Source organism: Streptomyces sp. H27-D2 (genome assembly GCF_035828615.1).
Lineage (GTDB): Bacteria > Actinomycetota > Actinomycetes > Streptomycetales > Streptomycetaceae > Streptomyces.
Window position 1 is genome coordinate 1 of sequence record NZ_JAYMZR010000068.1, and the last position, 20909, is coordinate 20909.

The window sequence follows — 20909 nt, forward strand, 5'->3', positions numbered from 1 at the left end:
GCCCGGCCTCCAGCGAGACCTCGACCTCGTCCAGATCGCGCAGCCGCACCGGGTACCACCAGTCCGACGGCGGGGTGCCCGCCCGCTGCCGCCAGTCGGCGTAGCCGGCGCGCCGCGCGGCCTGGATGTGCGGGTCGCGCGGACCGCCGTCGGCCGGTCCGGGGACAGCGCGGGCGGTCGCGCTGGTCGCCACCAGCAGCAGCGGATCGAACGCGCCGGAGCGGGCCCGCCGGGTGCGCAGCATCAGCAGCGTCTCCAGGAAGCGGGCGCCGTCGTTGTGGTCGATGTTGTCCAGCAGCCCGAGGCAGTTGTGCGCCCGGCGACCGCGCGCGTAGCCGGCCCGCAGGTCGTCCAGGAACGCTTCGCAGAGCCGGCTGTCCACGAACACGGTGTCGGCCTCGGCGCGGCTTCGGCCTCGCCGGTTGAGCTCGATCAGCTCCTGTACGGCGTCGGTCGCGCTGCCCGAGCCGTACGAGGCCAGCGCCCGGTTGAGGAAGGTGCCCGACGGCATGTACTCGAAGCCGCGCAGCAGCACGCCGACGATCAGCTCCATCCCCGGCACCGGCGACAGCCCCAGGGTGTCGACGAGCCCGGCGATCCCCTCGCTCGCGTCGACCGCCGCGCTCCGGGTGCGGGCCTGCCGCAGCGCTCCGCGCAGCTCGCGGGTGGCCCGGGTGCGGTCGGTCAGCGAGATGTCCGGCTGTACGGCCAGCAGGCCGAGCAGCAGCCGGGGGAAGCGCAGCGGCTTGCTGCCGGGGTGCTTGCGGGCGAGCAGGAAGGCGAGGTGCAGGGCGACCTCGTGCGGACGCTGGACGGCGTTGCCGGCGAAGTCGATCCGGGCCGAGGGCGCGCCGCGGGTGACGGTGTCGAAGTGATCGAGCGCGAACGTCTTACCGCTGCCGGGGCGGCCCAGCAGCGCGATCACCGGAAGAGCGCGGTCCGCGCCGCCGGAGGGCCGCAGCCAGCACTCGTGCACCAGCGAGTCCACCTCCGCCAGCCCGGAGGGCGGCGCGTGCGAGGAGTGCGGCATGCGGTTCCCCTCTCGGCACGCGGGTCGCGTCGGGTGGTGGCGGGGCGGGCGGTGACGGAACGGCGGTGGCGGGGCGGGACCGGCGGGTCGCGCGCGTGATCGCGAGTACAGCATCGTGCCACGAATCGACGCGGTGAACACGGGGAATTGATGTGCTGCCGCTGATGCCCCCGGCAATTCCTTGGCGGGTCGTCAGATCGTGTCAGGTGGTGTCGTCCGATGCCAGACGGCGTCTGCCGGAGGGCGTCAAGGGGGGAGCAGTTGGCGGGGCGGGGCGGGGCGGGGCGGGGCGCTGGTCCGGGCCGAGGTGAGGCGGCGGAGCTGGTACGTCGCGGGAGGCAGCGGCGGTGGACGCTCCGGCGGCGGACCCTCCGGCGTAGGACAAAAGCCCGATGCCGACACGTGTCGTTCCGACGTAGCGTCAAGGCGTGCATTTCCAGCGGAATTCACTCCACAGGAGGTCTTATGCCCGCCAAGCTTGACCACACCATCGTGCACAGCACCGACCGCTTCGTCGCCGCCCGGTTCCTGACGGACCTGCTCGACGCGCCCGAGGCGAAGCCGAACGGCCCGTTCGCCGCCGTGCCGCTGGGGAACGGCGTCACCATCGATTACGCGGACTCGGTGGTCACCCCTGACCGGATCGTCTTCCAGCACCTCGCCATGCTGGTGTCGGAGGAGGAGTTCGACGGGATCTTCGAGCGCATCGGCAAGGCTGAACTCCCCTACTGGGCCGGGCCCGGTCACCGGGGGCGCAACGAGATCAACCACCGGTTGGGCGGTCGCGGCGTCTACGTCGACGACCCCGACGGAGTCGCGATCGAGTTCCTCACCCGGACCGAGGGCGAGGCATAGGTTCCAGGTCGTCGCGTCCGTGGCCTACGTGATGTACGGCCAGGCTGAGGTGTATCGACGACATCCGGAAAGCCGGGGATCAGTGCCGTGACGGAGTAGAGACCGGCGGCCCCGAGCACCGCCCGCCGGGATGGATCCATGTCCACGCTCCCCAGTTCGATCAGGCCGGCCGCGGTGTCCGGGGCAGCAGGAACGGCCGGACGTCGTCAGGTGAGGGCGCCGACGCGGGTGGCGAACGCGCGGACGCCGGGGAGGGTGCGGTCGTGCCGCATCAGGCCCTTGGTCATGTCCCGTACCGCGCCGCGGCGGACTTCCTGGGGCGCGGCGTGTTCGGCGGCCAGGAGGGCGCGGTAGCAGCGGTCGGGCTTGCCCCATTGGTCGAAGGCGCGGGCGACGTCGATCCAGTACCGCGCCTGGCGTTCGGTGGTGGGCAGGCGGACTGCGTCGACGCGGCGGGCGTGCTCGATGGCCTGGCCGGCGTCGCCGAGCAGGTGGCAGATGGAGATCTGGTGGAGGATCACCTGGCTGGGGCCGAAGACGGAGCCGTGCAGGGTGCTGTCCCGGCCGAGCCGTTCGGCGGTGCCTTCCGCCTCGGCGATCAGTGCGTGGGCGGTGTGGCGGTCGCCTTGTTTCGCCGCGGTGTAGGCGGCGGTCGCGTACAGGTCGCCCTGCACACTGAGCCGTTCAGCTTGGGGGGCGGTGCGGTCTGCGGCCAGCTGCTGCGCGGCGCGGACGGCGACCTCGGTGGCGCGGGTCAGGTGGCCCTGACGCCGCCAGGCGCTGGAGACCATGCGGTGGGCCTCGGCGACAGTCAGCGCGTCGGTGCCGCCGAGCGCGGCGGTCAGGGCCCGGTCGGCGGTAACGGCGGCCAGGCCGTCCTCGCCGAGCTTGATGCACAGCCTGGTCGCGGTGTTGTACAGCTCGGCGACCGCGGCGGCGGACTGCTCGGCTGCGCCTTGAGCGCCGAGGGCCTGGGCGAGGGCGATCCGGGAGGGCAGGGCGCGGGCGAGGCGAGTGTAGCGGCAGGCGCCGAAGTCGCGGCGGGAGGCGTCCACCGCGGCCGTCACCGCGGCCGGTGCGGGATCCGGGCCCGGGAGGGTGCCGGTCTGTCGGTACAGCAGCAGGTCTTCCAGGCCGGACAGGCTCGGCCGGGCGGCGGCCGGGGCGGGGCTGAGGGCCGTGCTGAGGGTGACCCCGGCCAGGCCGGCCAGAAGATTGCGGCGTCGCACCGGGTCCTCACCCTCCTCGCCGATCGGCTCTGCGGCCAGCGTAGTGGCGTCGAAGGCGAGGGGAGCGGCGTTCGGATACGGCATCGCCCGTTCGTGTCGCGGGGCGATGCCGAGCAACTGGGGCGGGATGCCCAGTGCGGCGGCGACCCGTCGGAGCAGGATCACGTCGCGCAGCGGCTGTTTGCCGCGCTCCATGCGGGAGATGGAGGCTGCGGTGTAGTCGACGGCCGCGCCGAGCTGGGACTGGGTGAGGTCGGCCGCACGGCGGGCCAGCCGGATCATCGCTCCCGGGTCGCTCCGGGCGATCGCGTCCCGCATGGGGGCCGAGCGCCAGATCGGATGCGCGGCGTCCATGGGCCTCACCTCCTACCGCTGTGATTCCCGCCGACGCCCCGAAAGACACGAGTAGTTGCACAGCGTTTACGCCGCGTGCAAACGGTGTGCGCGCTGCGGGGCCGTCCATGGCGCGGCTCTCACCGGCGCGGTGCCCTCGAAGAGAGCGGGCGGCCCGGACAGCGGGCTGCCCCTCTGGTGGACGAGGGGTGTGAACGCGATGAGTGTGCTGAAGAGGGCCGCCGTGGTGGGACTGGGCGGCCAGGCTCAGGAGGACCACCTGCCGGGGTTGGCCGACTGCCAGTTCGCCGGGCTCGTGGCGGTCTGCGACACCGATCCGGACCGGGCCGCCGCCCAGGCGGCGGCGTACGCGGTGCCCGGCTTCACCGATCTGAAGGTGCTGCTGGACGAGGCGCGGCCGGACTTCGTGATCGCGGCGGTGCCGCACCACGCCGGGCGGGAGGTCATCCAGGCGTGCGCGGCGGCGGGGGTGCACGTGATGAAGGAGAAGCCGTTCGCCACCGACCCGGGTGAGGCGGCCGAGCTGGCGGCGCTGTGCGCGTCTGCGGGCATCGAGCTGATGGTCACCGTGCAGCGGCGCTTCCACCCGATCTACACCGCCGCGCTTCAGCTGCTGGAGCAGATCGGCACCCCGTACCTGGTGGAAGGCCGCTACACCTTCCACTGCCCGGACCCGGCCGCCGGCTGGCGGGGCCGGGCCGAACTCGCGGGCGGCGGCTGCCTGATGGACATGGGCTACCACCTGATCGATCTGCTCTTCTGGTACCTCGGCCTGCCGGACCGGGTCCTGGCCGACACCTCCGCCCGCGCGGCGCCGGGCGTGGACTACGACGCCGAGGACACCGCCCTGGTTCACCTCGCCTACGACTCCGGCCTGTACGGCTCGCTGCTGATCTCCCGTTCGGCCGGCCCGAAGACCGAACGGCTGACGGTGACCGGGCCGCGCGGGGCGGTGGTCGTCGAGCGCGGCGCGGTGCGCTGGCTGGACCCCGCCGGAGCGCTCATCGAGTCGCTGACCCGCGAGCCGGCCTGGCCTGCCGCAGCCGCCGCGCAGATCGACTGCTTCTGCCGCGTCCTGGACGGGCAGCGGCCCAATCCCTCCGGCCCCTCGGCCCACTTGGCGCACGCCGCGTTCCTGGCCGCCGCCTACGCCTCCCGGGCCACCGCGACGACCTGCGACCCCAAGGAGTTCCTGGCATGAACGCCTCCCCGCTCGCCCTGCTGGGTGGCGAACCGCTGATCTCCACGGCCGGCCCCCACTTCAGCTGGCCGCCGATCACCGAGCAGGACCGTGCGGCGGTGGCCCGCCAGCTGACCGAAGCGGTCTCCATCCCGGACCGCTCCGGCGTCGTCGCCGACCTGGAGGACGCCCTGACGTCCTGCCTCGGCGTCCGGCACGTGATCACCACCTGCACGGGCACCGCCGCACTGCACTCGATGTACGCCGCCTGCGGGATCGGCCCGGGAGACGAGGTCATCGTGCCCGCCCTCACCTTCCACGCGACGGCGACCCCGCTGTTCCACCTCGGCGCCCGGCCCGTCCTGGCCGACGTGGACGAGCACGGACAGCTCGACCTCGACGACGCCGCACACCGGCTCACCGCGCGCACGAAGGCGGTGATCGCCGTCCATCTGTGGGGCCTTCCCGAAGACATGGACGCCCTCACCGGCTTCGCCGACCGCCACGGCCTGCTGCTGCTCGAAGACGGCTCGCACGCGCACGGGGCCACATGGAACGGAAAGCCGGTCGGGTCTTTCGGCGCCGCGTCTGCGTTCAGCCTCAACGGGCCAAAGCCGCTCTCGGCTGGGGAAGGCGGCTTCGTGGCCACCGATGACACCGACCTGTACTACCAGGTCCTGCTGCACGGCCAGTACAACAAGCGGTGCCGCTCCGAGATCCCCGCCGCCCACCCGCTCGCCCGCTTCGCCGTCACCGGCATGGGCCTCAAACTGCGCATCCATCCGCTCGCCGCCGCCCTCGCTCTGGCCCAGCTGCCTCGGCTGGAGGGCTACCTGAAGGGACGGCAGGCGATCGCGGAGCGGATGCTGGCCGCCCTGGAGCAGGTGCCCGGTATCGGGGTGCCGCAGATCGCGGCCGGTGCCCGCCCGTCCTGGTACGGGCTGCCGCTCCGGTACGATCCGGCCGCCCTCGGCGGCCTGCCGCCGGCGCGGTTCCTGGACGCGGTCCACGCCGAGGGCGCCACCGCAACGGACCGGCCGGGCTCGACCTGTCCGCTCAACACGCACCCGCTGTTCCAGCGTCCCGGGGCCCTACTGCCCGGCTACGCTGACCATCAGGGCCCCGGCGAGAGGGACTTCCCCGTCGCCGGACAGGTGCACGCCGGCACGGTGAAGCTCCCGGTATGGCACCGCGACCGGGACCAGCCCCTCGCCGACGCCTACACCGCGGCCCTCGCCAAGGTCGCCCGTCACCACAAGGACCTACTGCCGTGAACGCACCCGTCGACACCGCCCTCCTCGAAGACCTCGCCCGCGCCGCCGCACGCGAGGGCATCACCAAGACCGTCGTCGGCGCGGTCATCACCGAAGGAGACGGGAAGGTCCTGCTGCTGCACCGCACCGCGGACGACTACCTGGGCGGACTGTGGGAACTGCCCAGCGGCGGCGTCGACGGGGGCGAGACCCTCCTGCAGGCCCTGCACCGGGAAGTCCAGGAGGAGACCGGCCTGAGGGTCACCGAGGTCGGCGACTACCTCGGACACTTCGACTACCTCTCCCGCAGCGGCAAGCCGACCCGGCAGTTCAACTTCACCGCCACCGCCACCGCCACCGCCACCGGCACGGCGGTCACCCTCACCGAGCACGACGCCCACCAGTGGGCCGACCGCAGCCAACAGGACCAGGTGTCCAGCGCGGTGCGGACCGTACTGGACACCTGGCGTGGCCGCCGCGCCGCGTAGTCACCCCGGGGCACTCCCGGCGTTGAGATCCCGCAGAAGACGCTCTGTATCAGCACACGAATCGGACCTCCTCAATGTGGCTGAAGAGGTCCGCTTCGTGCGGGTGGCGCTGTCAGATGTCGACCATGCCGAAGTCAGCGCGCCCGGACTGGGCGAGGCCCACAAACGCTGACCAGGCAGCGGGAGACACGGTCAGGGCCGGTCCCGACTTGTCCTTGGAGTCGCGGACCGCCACTTCATCGCGCTCCGCGACGAGGTCCGCGATCTGAATGCAGTTGTTGCCGGTGTCGCCGCTGTAGGACGACGTGACCCAGGCGTCCTCGGGTGCGAGCTCGCTGGCTGGGATGTGAGTGTTAATGGCTCGTCAACTCTCTACTTAGCTTCTGCATGATCTCAGCGGTGTCCTCGGGCGGGAGGGCTGAGGCGGTCATGGTTTCGAATCGGCGGTTGAAGCGGCCGACCTCGCGAGGCTTGTCGGACGTCGACACCGCGCCCCACGGTGTGTCGATCTGCACCATCGGCGGCAGTCGCTCGCCCAGGTCCAGGATCGTGAAGTCGCTGGCGGATCGGTACCCGCCCCTGCTCCTCACCGGGAGCACCTGCACCTTGACGTGCGTGAGAGCCGACAGCTTCACGATCTCTTCGTACTGCTCGGACATCACCTCGGTGTCGCCAACCTGGTAGAGCAGCGCGGCTTCGGCGAGGATGACCCACAGCCTGACCGGATCGGGATCCCGGTGAATGATGGCTCTGCGCTCCATGCGCAACTCCACGTTGCGGACGATGGACTCGCTCGTCGTCTCCTCGACCGGCTTCCCGAGTTCCATGAGCGCCTTGGCGTAGTTCTCGGTCTGGAGCAGGCCGTACACGACGGTCGGGTGGTAGGCGCGGATTGCGTGCGCCTCCGTCTCCACCCCGACGAAGTTGGGCATCCCGGAGGGCATGAACGGGCGGAATTGCGTCAGCCAGTCCTGGCCTGAGGCGTCGCGGTTCAGCTCGACCAGCGATTCGACGAAGTCGGGGTCGTCGTCAATCCCGTACTTTTCGAGCAGCTTGCGCAGATCCCCGACGTTGCGGAAGTTCAGCGCGCCGGTCTCGATCCGCTGCAGCGTCGCTTCGGAGATCTTGAGGCCGTGCACCGCCTGCTTACGGGTGAGACCGCAGCCCCGTTCGCTGTTCTCGCAGTTCTCGCGCAACTTCCTCAGTTGCAGACCGAGTTGCAGACGTCGCCCGCTCCCTCCGCGCTTTGCTGCCACCTGTGCGCCCTCCTCGAAGCTCTGTGTCTGACGCGTGCCGCCGTGTGCAGAGTGTGGCACCCGCTGCGCCGCCTCCGCAGCCCCCTGTGCACGCGTCGGACTATGCCATGTTTATTCGTTTGAATATTCATGGGTGATTCAGTTGCAGATGAACCTGCCCGCACGACACGGTAGTTGAGTCAGCGTAAAGAAGCGGGCGAACGACGCGATGAACCCGGGCTCCCGGATCAAGGGGAGTTGACCGCGTCCTACCCCCAATGAGCTGCGAAGGACTCGGACTATGGCTCTCACTGCACCGGATAGGACCTTCAATGCGAGACGGCTCGGTGAGGGCGCAGACATCGCCCGGCTGCGGGTGTACGACGGGGTCGAGGTCAGCCTCGAACGCACCTCCGCACCCGGTGCGGAAATGGCCCGCGACGAGATGCTGTGGCCCGGACGAATGCGACGCATCAGCCACGCGCGACTGTGCTGGTGGGGCCTTCCCCATCTCACGGACAGTGCCGGCTTGCTGCTGACCGAACTGGTGACCAACGCCTTCCGATACGGGCAGGGCGCAGAGGTCGGCGTCCGGCTCTCCCGCAACGCCGAAGGGGTCCGCATCGAGGTGGCCGACGGATCGCCGACACGACCCCACGTGCGCATGTCTGCACCGGACGACGAAAACGGCCGGGGCATGTTCCTCGTGTCACAGGTCGCTGACGACTGGGGTGTCAGCGACGACGGCACCCGCACGTGGTGCACCATCACGGTCCCTGAGAAGCAGCCGCGATGACGGCCGCACGCCGGCTGGCCGAGGGCATAACGGAACTGCGGGATCCGCTCCGCGCATGGTTCGCGACGGGCGGTGGCACGAGATCACTCCGCGCAGAACTGCTTCTCCAGCAGCGTGACGCCGTACGTCTTCCCGCCGTCGCCGCTCTTCGAGGGCTGTTCGCCGACCACCGTGTATCCCGCGTCCTCGTAGTAGCGGCGGAGCCGCGTGTTGTCAGCCAGGCAGTCCAGCCGACACATTGCCCGGCCGGAGTCGGAGATCCGCCGCTCGGCTTCGGAGAGCATGATGCGTCCCGCGCCGGGCGGCGCTGTCTCTCGGTCGGTCATCAATCGGTGGACGTAGCCGGCGATCGGCGGTTGCTGTCCCCATGCGGCGGGGTCGTCCCACCACAGTTCCCACGCCCCGACGGTCGGCCCTTCCGGCCCCAGGGTGGCGATCCACACCTCCCCGCCGTGCAGGCGTGCCCGGAAGTGCGATGGTCCCAGCTCGCCGGGCTTCCATTGATCGATGCCGTGCTCGATCTGCCACTGGGCGGCAGCATCTCGGAGGCGCACGAGTTCGGGAAGATCACTTTCGTCGGCCTGCCGGAACGACACGAGCAGATTCGGGGCGGTGTTCGTCATGGGACCAATCTTGTCTCATGCCCCCTGGGGCGCGGGTTGCTCCTCTGGCTCGGTCTATCCGTGCACGTGCATGCGGTTCAGCAGGGCCCGATCGCGGTGCTCGATGGCCTCCCGGACAGGGTGCGGAGTCGGCGGATCTCCCCATTGACGGCCTCCTGCCCCTCGTCGCCATGGCCGCACTCGGCGTGGTCATCGGAGCGGCCTGGCGGCGCGGCCAAACGCCTGGGAGTCAGGGCAGGAAGACAATTTGTCTTCCGCAAGCGCGGCGGCCTTCCCGAGCCCCTCGGGTAGGCCGCCGTCCCCCGAACGGCGCGGTGTGGCGCATCGGGCGGGTCGTGTGCCGTGGCCACCCGCAAGGCCCGCAGAGAGCGCTGTTCACACGCGCCGCAGCAGCGCCACCGGGTAGCGCGCGAACAGCTCGCCCAGCCGCACCGGGCCCTCGCTCTCCGCACCGGTCAGCAGCTCCCGCCAGCGGCCGTCCGCCGGGAGCGGCAGCCGGGTTCCGCGCCAGCCGCCGGACCGCTCCAGGCTGCGCGGCAGCCGGGTGACGGCCGAGACGAGCTGTCCGGAGCGGACGAAGGCGGTGCAGTGCGCGGCGGCCGGACCGCTCGCGAACAGCGGCTCGTACGAGGCGGCGGCGCCGAACCAGCCGGGCCGCTCGCGCCGCAGTCGCAGCGCGGTCGCGGTGAGCAGCAGCTTCTCGGGGACGAGGTCCCCGGACGGCTGCGCCCGCCCCGTCGTACGGGTCGGGTCGGCCGGAGGGAACAGCTCGGCGGGCAGCGGCGGCGCGAAGGCGGCGGGGCGGCGGTTGTCCGGGTCGACCAGCGCCGCGTACTCCCGTTCCGTGCCCTGGTAGAGGTCGGGCACGCCCGGCATCGTCAGATGCAGCAGAGCCGCGCCCAGGACATTGGCGCGGACATACGGGTCGATCCCGCGGTTGAAGCGGGCCAGGGCCGACAGCGGCGCACCGCACGGACCGGCCTCCACGAAGCGGGCCACGGCCTCCTCGTAGCCGGCGTCCCGCTCGGTCCAGCCGGTGCGCAGCGCCGCCTCGCGCGCCGCCTTGAGCAGCGCCGGGACCAGCCGTTCCGGATCCGGCACGCCCAGCCCGAGCGCGGTCTGCCAGCCGACCCACGCGACATGCGGATCGGGGGCGCGCACGCCGTCCACGCGCGCCGTCTGCTCGGTCACCTCCGCGAGCAGTTCGCCCCACCGCTCCGGGCACTCGCTCAGCGCCGCGATGCGGGCCCGCACGTCCGCGCTGCGCTTGGTGTCGTGGGTGGACAAGGCGGTGCCGGTGCCGGGCCAGTCGCGCTGGATACGGGCGCAGTAGGCGTGGAACGCCTCCGCGGAGACCGCCGGGTCATCCGGGTCCCCGCCCACCTCCGCGGCGGACAGCAGCGGCGCGTAGCGGTAACAGGCGGTGTCCTCCACGGATTTGGCCTGCAGCGCCGAGGAGGTCTGGGCGAAGCGCGCGCAGAAGTCCGCCCGGTCGGGGCCGCCCCCGAGCCGGCCGAGGGCCAGGTCCCGCACGACCTCCACGGCGTGCGCCTCCTCGGGAACCTGGAAGGCGGCGCGCGCGCCCTCGGCCGCGTCGGCCAGAAGCGTCACGTCCGTCCCGGAGACCGGGCCGCCGACGGTGGCGTACGGACGGTAGACGGGGATGCGGACCAGCAGTTCGCGGACGGCGGTCCGCAGCGCCCAGGGGGCGTGGTCGTGCAGCGCGGGAGTGGAGTCGCAGATCCGCGCCGCCGTGCGCACCAGCCGGTCCACCTCGGCGGCCAGCTCGTGTGTCACCACCTTGTGCGCGGCGCGGCGCACCGTCGGGGCCCACTCGCCGCCCCGGTCGCGCGCCGGGGCCGCGAAGTCGCGGTAGACGTGGGTGAGTTCGGTGAGCCCGGCCGGGTCGACGAACAGGCCGTCCAGCCGCCGGAGTGCGTCATAGCCGGTGGTGCCCGCCACCGGCCAGCTCGCGGGCAGCTGTTCGTCCCCGCTGAGGATCTTCTCGACCACGGTCCAGCGCGGGCCGCCCGCGGCCTCCCGTACCGCCGCGTCCAGCTGTTCCAGATACCCGCCGGGGTCCGCGAGGCCGTCGGGGTGGTCGATCCGCAGCCCCTCGACGACCCCGTCGCGCAGCAGTTCCAGCAGCTTGGCGTGGGTGGCCGCGAAGACTTCGGGCTCCTCCACGCGCACCCCGATGAGCTCGGAAATGGTGAAGAAACGCCGGTAGTTGAGCTCGGTACGGGCCAGCCGCCACCACCCGAGCCGGTACCACTGGGCGTCGAGCAGCTCAGGCAGCGGCAGCTTCTCCGTGCCGGGGCGCACCGGAAACTCGTGGTCGTGGTAGCGCAGCACCGCGCCGCCGCTCTTTACGTTCTCCGCGCCTTCCACGTCTTCCGCGCTGCCCGTCCGCTCGACCGAGAAGTGCGGCAGTTCGTCACCGAGCCGGCCGCCCAGCACCGGCAGCAGCACCCGTCCGCCGTTCTGCTCCCAGTCGATGTCGAACCAGCGGGCGTACGGCGAGGCCGGGCCGTCCCGCAGCACTTCCCACAGCGGCCGGTTCAACCGCTCCGGCACCGGCATCGCCATATGGTTCGGCACGATGTCCACGATCAGCCCGAGCCCGTGCTCACGGGCGGTCGCCGCCAGCGCGCGCAGCCCGTCCTCGCCGCCCAGTTCGGCCCGTACGGAGCTGTGGTCCACGATGTCGTAGCCGTGCGTCGACCCCGGCACGGCGGCCAGCACGGGGGACAGATGCAGATGCGAGACGCCGAGCGAGGCGAGGTAGGGCACGGCCGCCTCGGCCGCGGCGAACGGGAAGTCCGGCTGGAGCTGCAACCGGTAGGTCGCATCCGGCGCCACCGGCACACTGGACTCGTAAGCGGGCTGCGGCACGCCGCGATCTGGGGTCATGGGAACAGGTGTACCCGTTTGTGGGCTTTTTGCTTCCTCCAACGGGCAGCCGGGCCACAAAAACTACACCGGCCGCCGCAAAACCATCACGCTCCGGTCCACCAGCGCCAGCGTCTCGCCCGCCTTGAGCTTGCGGCCGGCGTCCTTCGGGACGCCCTCTTCGAGGGCGGTGTCCACCACGACCTCCCACTGCTTGCCGTGGTCGACCGGCACGGTGAACTCGCGGGACCTGCTCTGCGCGTTGAACATCAGCAGGAAGGAGTCGTCCACGATGCGCTCGCCGCGCGAGCCGGGCTCGGAGATCGCCCGGCCGTTCAGGAAGACGGTCAGCGACTTGGCCTGCTGGGCCTGCCAGTCCCGCTGCTCCATCTCCTCGCCCTCCGGCGTGAACCACGCGATGTCGGACAGTTCGTCGTGGGTGCCCTCCACCGGGCGGCCGTGGAAGAAGCGGCGGCGGCGGAAGACGGGGTGGTCGCGGCGCAGCCACACCATGGTGCGGGTGAACGCGAGCATCGCGCGGGCCGAGGCGTCGACGTCGGCCTCCGGACCGGCCGCCTCCGCCCCCTCGATCCCGCCGACGGTCTCGGGGCCCTCAGTGTCCTCGGTGTCCTCGGTGTCCGCCGGCTCGTCATCGTCGAAGCTGCTGCCCTCCGCCTTGGGCCACCGCACCCACGCGAGTTCGTTGTCCTGGCAGTAGACGTTGTTGTTGCCGTCCTGCGAGCGCGCGAACTCGTCGCCGTGGCTGAGCATCGGCACGCCCTGGGACAGCATCAGGGTCGCGATGAAGTTCCGCCGCTGTCGGGCGCGGAGCGCGAGGATCGCCGGGTCGTCGGTCGGGCCCTCCGCCCCGCAGTTCCAGGACCGGTTGTGGCTCTCGCCGTCCTGGTTGTCCTCGCCGTTGGCCTCGTTGTGCTTCTCGTGGTAAGAGACCAGGTCGTTCAGGGTGAAGCCGTCGTGGCAGGTCACGAAGTTGATCGAGGCCAACGGCCGGCGGCCGTCGTCCTTGTAGAGGTCGGAGGAGCCGGTGAGCCGGGAGCCGAACTCGGCGAGCGTGCGCTGCTCGCCGCGCCACAGGTCGCGGACGGTGTCGCGGTATTTGCCGTTCCACTCGGTCCACAGCGGCGGGAAGTTGCCCACCTGGTAGCCGCCCTCGCCGACGTCCCAGGGCTCGGCGATCAGTTTCACCTGGCTGACCACCGGGTCCTGCTGCACCAGGTCGAAGAACGAGGACAGCCGGTCCACCTCGTGGAACTGCCGGGCCAGGGTCGCCGCGAGGTCGAAGCGGAATCCGTCCACCCGCATCTCGGTGACCCAGTAACGCAGCGAGTCCATGATCATCTGGAGTACGTGCGGGCTCCGCATCAGCAGCGAGTTCCCGGTCCCCGTGGTGTCCGTGTAATAGCGCCGGTCGGCGGCCAGCCGGTAGTACGACGCGTTGTCGATGCCCCGGAAGGACAGCGTCGGACCGAGATGATTGCCCTCGGCGGTGTGGTTGTAGACCACGTCGAGGATCACCTCGATCCCGGCCGCGTGCAGCGCCCGTACCGCCGTCTTGAACTCCAGCACCTGCTCGCCCCGGTCGCCCCACGAGGCGTAGGAGTTGTGCGGGGAGAAGAAACCGACGGTGTTGTAGCCCCAGTAGTTCGCGAGCCCCTCGTCCACCAGCCGGTGGTCCTGGATGAACTGGTGCACCGGCATCAACTCGATCGCCGTGACGCCCAGCCGGGTGAGGTGCTCGATGACCGCCGGGTGCGCCAGGGCCGCGTAGGTGCCCCTGACCTCCTGCGGCAGGTCCGGGTGTCGCATGGTGAGGCCCTTGACATGGGCCTCGTAGATCACCGTGTGCTGGTACTCCGTGCGCGGCGGCCGGTCGTCGGCCCAGTCGAAGTAGGGGTTGATCACCACCGAGGTCATGGTGTGCGGCGCGGAGTCGAGGTCATTGCGCTTGTCGGGGTGCTCGAAGTGATAGCCGTAGACCGCTTCGTCCCAGTCGATGCGGCCGCTGACGGCCTTCGCACACGGGTCGATCAGCAACTTGGCGGAATTGCACCGGTCGCCTCTGCCCGGTTCGTACGGCCCGTGCACCCGGAATCCGTAGCGCTGCCCCGGCATGATGCCCGGCAGATAGGCGTGCCGCACGAAGGCGTCGGTCTCCCGCATCTCCACAGCGGTCTCCGACCCGTCATCCCGCAACAGGCACAGCTCGATACGGTGCGCGGCTTCGGAGAAGACCGCGAAATTCGTTCCCGCGCCGTCGTATGTGGCGCCGAGGGGGTATGCCTGACCCGGCCAGACCTGCATGATGTCGACTCTTCCATAGCGGAATCGGAATCCTTGCCCAGCAGAGGGCCCTGCGGGTGCCTTTCGCCAGATCTTCCTCAGAACGGGGGCGTGCACGCGTCATTTCTGTACGCCCCGGTACGCCTCCATACGCCTCAATGGGTGACAGTCCAGTACCCCGGCAGCCGCGTGCGCAGTCATGACACGCGTTTCCAGGCCCTGCGCGCCGTACAGCCCGCGCACCCGTCCCGCTGCGCGGCGTGAGTCCCGTCGGCCCCTCCGCGCGACCTGAGTCGCACCCGCCCCGCCGTACGGAGCGCGCCCCGTCCGTTCACGACCGCTGATCGGATTTTCCTCGGAACAGGGGGCAACCCCTTCATCGTTCCGCTCGTCTCAACCCATGGACACCGCATACTCCGTATGCGGTCGGGTGGGACAGCAGGGGGTGGATGTGCGGAGCTTGATACGCCGTCACCTGGGCAAATTGGTTGCGGGTTCGGCCATCGCGGTGACAAGCACCGCGGTGATGATCGGCGTGACACTGCCGAGCGATGCCGTAGGGGACCCGTCACGAGGACGTGGTGGCAGTAGCGACACCACGTCGGCCCAGGGGCGACAAGGGGCGCAGGGCGAAGAGGCCGGAGCGGACCGGGCGCAGCGCCCGCGGCCGGGCACCGTCGAGGAGGCGCCGCCGCAGGGGGAGACCGGCGTCGGCCGCGACGGACTGACGGACGACGAGTTGAAGCGGGCCGAACAGCTCGCGCTCAACCGGGGGTTCCGCAGTGCGAGCGAGGACGTCGAGGGGGACACCGGACCGGAGCGGCTGAGCACCAACCTCGCCGAGCTGGAGCCCTCGGAGGTCGACGACGCGAATCCGCCGCGCCGCGCCGACATCACGTACTACGACTACAAGGACGACACCTACGTCACCAAAACCGTCAACCTCACCAGCGGCAAGGTCGAGGCGACGGACACCCAGCACGGTGTCCAGCCGCCGCCCGGCCGCGAGGAAGTGGCGGAAGCCGTCCGGCTGGTGCTCAAGAGCCCGCTCGGCGACGGTCTGAAGAAGGACTACCGGGACGCCACCGGCAAATCGCTGGCCGGGCCCGAGCAGCTGAGGGTGACCGGCTTCGTCTACCGGGTGGACGAGGAGAACAGCGGTGCTGCCGACGTCCAGGACTGCGGACGGCACCGCTGCGTGCGGTTGTTCACCAAGGTGAAGGGCGGGCCGTGGATCGACACCCGGTCCCTGGTCATCGACCTCAGCGCGCGAAAGGTCAGCCGGCTCAGCTGAGTCCGGCCGGCGTCCGCGCGACCATGGCGCGGCAGCCGCTCGGCGCGACCACCGAACTTTCGGCGCTTCTCCAGGCCGAGCTCTGACGGACTGCTTCGCACCGCGTCATACGTGACGCATCGCAATGCACGCGATATGCGATGCACGCGATGTACGCGGTGCATGTGAAGGATCAAGGAGTTATCACCCATGCGTGAAAGAGCGTTGAGCCGCGCCCGGAAACGGGTCGCGGCGGCCATCGGAACAGCGGCACTGCTCGCCGTCGCGGGCGCGGCGGCCGGTCCGGCCGGCGTCGCCCAGGCGGCGTCCCCCGCCTCGGCCCGCAAGGCCCCGGCGGCGGCTGCCGACTGCAGCGCCGCGTCGAAGATCGAGCAGAAGCTCGACGGCGGCACCATCTGGCGGATGTGCTGGCACTACGAGAGCAACGCCGGGCTGGTGCTCGACAAGGTCTCGTACCAGCCCAAGGGCGAGGCGGCGCCGATCATGGTGCTCACCTCGGCCAAGCTCGCCCAGATCCATGTGCCCTACGACGACGGCAAGGTCGAGTACGACGACCTCACCGGTCAGGGCTTCGGCCAGGGGCTCCAGCCGATGGACCCGGCGGAGTGCCCCGGCGGCACCATCAAGACCGTCAAGGTGCCGGAGCCGTGGGACCCGGCCCAGGGGAACGTCAAGGGCCTGTGCACCACGACCCGCGCCCGCGGCCACGCCTACCGGATGGCGGGCGACCAGCCTGGCAAGGTCTGGCAGTCGCAGGGCAAGGACCTGCTCGTCTACACGGTGAACCAGGTCGGTTGGTACGAGTACATCACCGAGTGGCGCTTCTCCAGCGACGGCGCCATCAACATGCAGGTCGGCGCGACCGGCACCCTCGCGCCGGAGGACTACGACGCGGGCGACGGCCGCGGCTGGCCGATCGGCAAGGGCGCCAAGGACTACGCCACCAGTCACGCGCACAACGTCTTCTGGCGGCTCAACTTCGGCCTCGACGGCTCGTCGAAGGGCAAGGTCGAGCAGTACGACTCGAAGACCACCCAGCAGGCCGGCCAGCTGCCGAAGACCAAGACCACCCGCACCCCGGTGACCAAGGAGCTGGCGGGCGACGCCGCGCCGCTGCGCTGGTGGCGGATGGTCAGCGCGACGGGCAAGAACAAGGACGGCCACAAGCGCTCGTACGAGATCGTGCCCGGCCACACCAGCAAGTACGCCGGCCGTAGCTACACCAAGCACGACGTCTACTTCACCGACTACAAGAAGTGCGAACAGTTCGCGAGCCACAACCTGCCGAACTGCGGGGCCGGGGTCGGCAAGAGCGTCGACAAGTGGGTGAACGGCCAGACCCTCAAGCACCCCATCGCCTGGGTCAACATCGGCTTCCACCACATCGCGCGCGATGAGGACCAGGAGCCGATGCCGGTGCACTGGCAGGGCTTCCAGCTCTCCCCGCGCGACGTCACGGCTATGAGTCCGCTCACTCCGCCGGCGCTCGCGGGCCACAACGGCCATCAAGAACAGTAGAGTTGATGAAACACTGAACAGTTCCTGCTGCACCGCTTCCCGCCAGCACAGTACTCTGCCTTGATCGTTGGACGGGGCGGGAGGCGGTGCACAGGTGAGTTCGGGCGGGCGTGAGTTGCCACCGGGTGACGGATGTCATGAGGGCGGCTCCGTCGACGCACCACCCGGAGCGCTGTCCCTGGCCCGGCCGATGGAGATCGGGGCGGAACTGGACTGGGGCGCCGAGGCGTGGGCCGAGGTGCGCACCCGCGCCCGGCGGGCCGGGCGGGCCTATATCTGGCTGAACCTCGTCGAGCAGCGGCTGCGCTCGGTCGTCGGGGCGATACTGCGACCCGTCTACGAGCCGGTGCACGGCGACGAGTGGGTGGTCGCCGCCGCGGGCCCGGCCGGCCAGGAGTGGGTGCAGCGGGCCGTCGCCGTACGCGAGGTGAGCCGGCGCAAGGGCTATCTGCTCGACCCGGCCGACGACAACGTTCTCAGCTTCCTCACGCTGCCGCAGCTGCGCGAGCTGCTGGTGCAGCACTGGCCGTGCTTCGAGCCGTACCTCGCCGACCGGCGGGAGCTCGAACTCGCCCTCGACGAGCTGGAAGTGTCGCGCAACATCGTCTCCCGCAACCGGGCGCTGTCCGAGACCGTGCTCGCCCAGGCGGAGCGGGCCTGCGCGCGGCTCCTCGACATCCTCGGCTCCGGAACCGCCACCGCCCCCGGCCGGCCGCGGACCGCCGACCGGCTGCCGGTCGACGCCTTCGAGGACCTGGTGGGGGACCGGTACGCGGACGTGGTCGGCGTGCACCCCGACCGGGTCAGGCTGCAACGCCAGCTGCCCGCGGAGGACCTCTTCGGCGGCGCCCGGCGGCTCGACGCCATCGGCATCGGCCTCAATCTGCTGGTGCAGAACTTCTCCGGGCGGCGGATGGTCCGGCTGGCCGAGACGGGCTGCCGGGTCCGGCTGCTGTTCCTCAACCCGGCGAGCAGCGCGGTCCGCCGCCGGGAGCGCGAACTCGGCCTCAAGAAGGGCGAGCTGAGCCGCTCCATCGAGATGAACATCCTGCACATGCGGCGGGTCCGCGCCCGGCTGCGCGACGAGGCGGCCTTCGAGATCCGGGTCTTCGACGAGACGCCGCGCTTCACCGCCTACCTGGTGGACGGCGACAGCGCGGACGGCCTCGCGGTCGTCCAGTCCTATCTGCGCCGGGCGCGCGGCATGGAGGTCCCGGTGCTGGTGCTGCGCGGCGGCGGGCGCAATCTGCTGCGGGACGGCAAGGAGAGCGAACACGGGCTCTTCGAGATCTACCGCGAGGAGTTCGAGAACGAGTGGGCCGACTCGCGGCCGGTGTCCTGACCGGAGGGGAGCGGGCCGGAGTCCCGGCTGGGTGCTCCGGCCGGCCCGCGGCTGGTCCGACCGGGTCCGCCGGGTGTTCCGACCGGGTCCGCTGGGTGTTCCGGCCGGGCCCGCGGGGTGTTCCGACCGGGCCCGTGGCGCTGTCAGTGGTGCGTGGGAGGCTGGAGCCCAGTCGCGGGAACGGACCACGAAGGAGGGCCTCCATGGGGTGGCACCAGGAGCTGTTGATCGGCTTCGACCTGGAGACGACGGGTACGGACCCGAGCGCCTCGCGGATCGTCACGGCCGCCGTCCTGGAGGTCAAGGAAGGCGTGCCGATAGGCCGCCGCGAGTGGCTGGCCGATCCGGGGGTGCCCATTCCGGACGAGGCCGCGGCGATCCACGGGGTGACCACGGAGCGCGCCGCCGCCGAGGGCCGCCCGGCGGCCGAAGTGGTCGAGGAGATAGCGCGGGTCCTGGTCGGCTACTGGCAGACGGGGGTGCCGGTGGTCGCGTACAACGCCGCTTTCGACCTCACCATGCTGGCCGCGGAGTTGCGGCGGTACGGCCTCGCGTCCCTCTCGGAGCGGCTCGGCGGCGAGGTGGGACCGGTCCTCGACCCGTACACCATCGACCGCGCGGTCGACCGCTACCGCAAGGGCAAGCGCACCCTGGAGGCGACCTGCGCGGTCTACGGCGTGGCGCTGGACGGCGCGCATGAAGCGGGCGCGGACGCGCTCGCGGCGGTGCGGGTCGCCTGCGCCGTCGCCGAGCGGTACGAGCAGGTGGGCGGCGCGGACCTGTGGGAGCTGCACCGCTCGCAGATCGGCTGGTACGCGGACTGGGCGGCGGGCTACCAGCAGTGGCTGCGCAAGAAGGGCACGCCGGACGCGATAGTCGAGGCCCGCTGGCCGCTTCGCTAAGCGCGGGCAGCCTGAGCGCGGGCCTGCGGGGCGGTCAGGCGCGGATCTTGAGGACCCGGTCGTAGACGTGCAGGACCTCCACGCGGCGGTCCGGGCGGTCCGGGTCGGGGAAGGTGACGGCGAGCCGCCGGCCGTCGTCCGCGGCCTGCCAGTGGCCGGTCACCGCGTCGGGCGCGTCGCCGCGGCCGATGGGGTGGCCGGTGAAGGTGCCGTCCGCCGCCAGCTCCAGACCACGCCGTCCGCGCGCGGGGGGAAAGGGGAAATCGGCGGGGCGGTAGACCGCCACGCCCTCGGTGTCCTCCTCATAGGAATGCACCCAGCTCCGGAACAGGCCGGAGGGGAGTTCGCTCATGTCTCAACCGCCTCCCTGATCAACCCAGTTGTGACGACGGCTCGGGCCGGCGGGACCACCTGTCCCTGTACCGCCCCGGCACGGGCACGATCTGGATTCTCGAAAACCCGTGAGACCCGCCCGGCCGCCGGGCAGCCAGCCGCACCCTCAGAAAGGAAACCAACGAACCGTCGGGTCGTCGTCCCGCAAGGACGCGACCCGGCGCCGGAACTCGGCGAGAGCCCTGGCGTTGCCCGGCGCGTGCTGGGCGACCCACGCGCAGCTCGCCGTCTCCCGCGCACCGCGCAGCACCGTGCAGCCGGCCCACTCCCGTACGTCCCAGCCGTACGCGGCGGTGAACGCGTCGTAGGCGGCCGGGTCGAGACCATAGCGGTCCCGGCTCAGGGCCATCACCACGAGGTCGTGCTCGCGCAGATCGCTCGCGAAGGTCTCCAGGTCGACCAGCACCGGGCCGTCCGGTCCGACCTGCACATTGCGCGGCAGCGCGTCGCCGTGGATCGGGCCGGGCGGCAGTTGGGGCGTCAGCGTGGCGGCGGCCTCGGCGAAGCCGTCCCGGCGGCCCCGGAGGTAATCCGCGTCCGCCGGGTCGATGGCCTCGCCCGCGAGCCGCAGCCAGCGCTCGACCCCGCCCAGCAATTCGCGCCGGGGGAGGGAGAGCCGCGGCCGGGGCTCCGGCTCCGCGTCCGGCCCCGGCTGCGCAACCGTGCCGGCGTCCGCCCCCGAGTCCGGCCCCGCGTCCGGCTCCGGCAGCGCGTGCACCAGCCGGAGCAGCTCGGCGAGGTCGACCGCTCCGGCCGGCCGTACCGGATCGGGCAATTGCTCCCAGAAGGTGACGAGATGGCCGTCGAACGGGAGCGGCTGCTCCGGCCCGTACCGCCGGCTCGGCCGTACCGCCGGCAGGCCCTCCGCGGCCAGCCAGTCGGCGACCCGCAGCTCGCGCGCGGCCCGGTCCCACAGCTCCAGGTCCCGGCCGATGCGCACCACCAGGGACAGGCTGTCGAGCGCGAACACGGCGTTCTCGCCGAGCGCGAGCAGCCGCGCCTTCGCGGAGCCGTCGCGGTAGTGCGGCAGGGCGGCCGCGAGCACGGTACGAGCCCGTTCCTCGGTGAATGTCCTCTGAGCCACGCCGTGCCTTCCGCCGAATCGATCACCCCCAGTGTTCCACCCGCGTGCGGCACGCTTGACGCGCGCCCCGCTCGTCAGCACGATGACGGCGGCTGCCGACCGGACGCGTGCGGCCGATCCGATAGGACCGAGCCGCGCTT

17 protein-coding genes and 1 pseudogene are annotated in these 20909 nt (G+C 71.3%); 9 read left to right on the forward strand and 9 right to left on the reverse strand.

Annotated elements, in window-relative coordinates:
- Positions 1–1030 (reverse strand): annotated as a pseudogene (locus tag QMK28_RS23595) (hypothetical protein); the annotation flags it as partial.
- Between the two features lie 465 nt (positions 1031–1495).
- On the opposite strand from QMK28_RS23595, the gene QMK28_RS23600 reads away from it, so the two are divergent.
- Entirely contained in the window at positions 1496–1885 is a 390-nt protein-coding gene (locus QMK28_RS23600; protein ID WP_326441253.1) for a VOC family protein, read from the forward strand.
- Between the two features lie 206 nt (positions 1886–2091).
- On the opposite strand, the gene QMK28_RS23605 is transcribed toward QMK28_RS23600, so the two are convergent.
- Complete coding sequence (locus QMK28_RS23605) at positions 2092–3468, reverse strand: helix-turn-helix domain-containing protein (protein ID WP_326441255.1); 1377 nt, start codon at positions 3466–3468, stop codon at positions 2092–2094.
- Between the two features lie 199 nt (positions 3469–3667).
- Here QMK28_RS23605 and QMK28_RS23610 point away from each other — a divergent pair, with 199 nt between their 5' ends.
- Genes QMK28_RS23610 through QMK28_RS23620 form a run of 3 tightly spaced genes read left to right on the forward strand, consistent with a single transcriptional unit; the run spans position 3668 to position 6389 of the window.
- Positions 3668–4669 (forward strand): Gfo/Idh/MocA family protein, encoded by a 1002-nt coding sequence (locus QMK28_RS23610; protein ID WP_326441257.1) that lies wholly within the window; start codon positions 3668–3670, stop codon positions 4667–4669.
- Positions 4666–5922 carry a DegT/DnrJ/EryC1/StrS family aminotransferase gene (locus QMK28_RS23615; protein ID WP_326441260.1) on the forward strand — a complete coding sequence of 419 codons (1257 nt, stop codon included), beginning with the start codon at positions 4666–4668 and terminating at the stop codon, positions 5920–5922. The genes QMK28_RS23610 and QMK28_RS23615 overlap by 4 nt, the downstream gene beginning before the upstream one ends.
- On the forward strand, positions 5919–6389 hold the full coding sequence (locus QMK28_RS23620; RefSeq protein WP_326441262.1) for an NUDIX hydrolase: 471 nt from the start codon (positions 5919–5921) through the stop codon (positions 6387–6389). Before QMK28_RS23615 ends, QMK28_RS23620 begins: the two co-directional genes overlap by 4 nt.
- A gap of 112 nt (positions 6390–6501) precedes the next feature.
- Here QMK28_RS23620 and QMK28_RS23625 read toward each other — a convergent pair whose 3' ends face one another.
- Positions 6502–6747 carry a DUF397 domain-containing protein gene (locus tag QMK28_RS23625; protein ID WP_326441323.1) on the reverse strand — a complete coding sequence of 82 codons (246 nt, stop codon included), beginning with the start codon at positions 6745–6747 and terminating at the stop codon, positions 6502–6504.
- On the reverse strand, positions 6743–7645 hold the full coding sequence (locus QMK28_RS23630; protein ID WP_326441264.1) for a helix-turn-helix domain-containing protein: 903 nt from the start codon (positions 7643–7645) through the stop codon (positions 6743–6745). The genes QMK28_RS23625 and QMK28_RS23630 overlap by 5 nt, the downstream gene beginning before the upstream one ends.
- Positions 7646–7925: 280 nt before the next feature.
- On the opposite strand from QMK28_RS23630, the gene QMK28_RS23635 reads away from it, so the two are divergent.
- Positions 7926–8420: an ATP-binding protein gene (locus QMK28_RS23635; RefSeq protein WP_326441266.1), complete on the forward strand. Its 495-nt coding sequence runs from the start codon at positions 7926–7928 to the stop codon at positions 8418–8420.
- Between the two features lie 83 nt (positions 8421–8503).
- Here QMK28_RS23635 and QMK28_RS23640 read toward each other — a convergent pair whose 3' ends face one another.
- The 3 genes from QMK28_RS23640 to glgX form a co-directional block, all read right to left on the reverse strand.
- The gene (locus tag QMK28_RS23640; protein ID WP_326441268.1) at positions 8504–9043 is read right to left on the reverse strand and encodes a GNAT family N-acetyltransferase; all 540 of its coding nucleotides are present in this window, start codon (positions 9041–9043) and stop codon (positions 8504–8506) included.
- 375 nt (positions 9044–9418) lie between these two features.
- Entirely contained in the window at positions 9419–11956 is a 2538-nt protein-coding gene (gene treY, locus QMK28_RS23645; RefSeq protein WP_326441270.1) for a malto-oligosyltrehalose synthase, read from the reverse strand.
- A gap of 63 nt (positions 11957–12019) precedes the next feature.
- Positions 12020–14257, reverse strand: a complete 2238-nt coding sequence (gene glgX, locus QMK28_RS23650; protein WP_326441272.1) for a glycogen debranching protein GlgX — start codon at positions 14255–14257, stop codon at positions 12020–12022.
- A 430-nt stretch (positions 14258–14687) separates the two neighbouring features.
- Here glgX and QMK28_RS23655 point away from each other — a divergent pair, with 430 nt between their 5' ends.
- The 4 genes from QMK28_RS23655 (at position 14688) to QMK28_RS23670 (ending at position 19292) form a co-directional block, all read left to right on the forward strand.
- The gene (locus QMK28_RS23655; protein WP_326441274.1) at positions 14688–15530 is read left to right on the forward strand and encodes a Tat pathway signal sequence domain protein; all 843 of its coding nucleotides are present in this window, start codon (positions 14688–14690) and stop codon (positions 15528–15530) included.
- 189 nt (positions 15531–15719) lie between these two features.
- The gene (locus tag QMK28_RS23660) at positions 15720–17048 is read left to right on the forward strand and encodes a copper amine oxidase (protein ID WP_326441276.1); all 1329 of its coding nucleotides are present in this window, start codon (positions 15720–15722) and stop codon (positions 17046–17048) included.
- Positions 17049–17142: 94 nt separating this feature from the next.
- Positions 17143–18390 (forward strand): SAV2148 family HEPN domain-containing protein, encoded by a 1248-nt coding sequence (locus tag QMK28_RS23665; protein WP_326441278.1) that lies wholly within the window; start codon positions 17143–17145, stop codon positions 18388–18390.
- Between the two features lie 203 nt (positions 18391–18593).
- On the forward strand, positions 18594–19292 hold the full coding sequence (locus tag QMK28_RS23670) for a 3'-5' exonuclease (protein WP_326441280.1): 699 nt from the start codon (positions 18594–18596) through the stop codon (positions 19290–19292).
- A gap of 34 nt (positions 19293–19326) precedes the next feature.
- On the opposite strand, the gene QMK28_RS23675 is transcribed toward QMK28_RS23670, so the two are convergent.
- Complete coding sequence (locus QMK28_RS23675; RefSeq protein ID WP_326441282.1) at positions 19327–19644, reverse strand: hypothetical protein; 318 nt, start codon at positions 19642–19644, stop codon at positions 19327–19329.
- Positions 19645–19791: 147 nt separating this feature from the next.
- A complete protein-coding gene (locus tag QMK28_RS23680; protein ID WP_326441284.1) occupies positions 19792–20769 on the reverse strand; it encodes a phosphotransferase enzyme family protein in 978 nt (325 codons plus the stop codon).
- Positions 20770–20909: the final 140 nt, after the last annotated feature.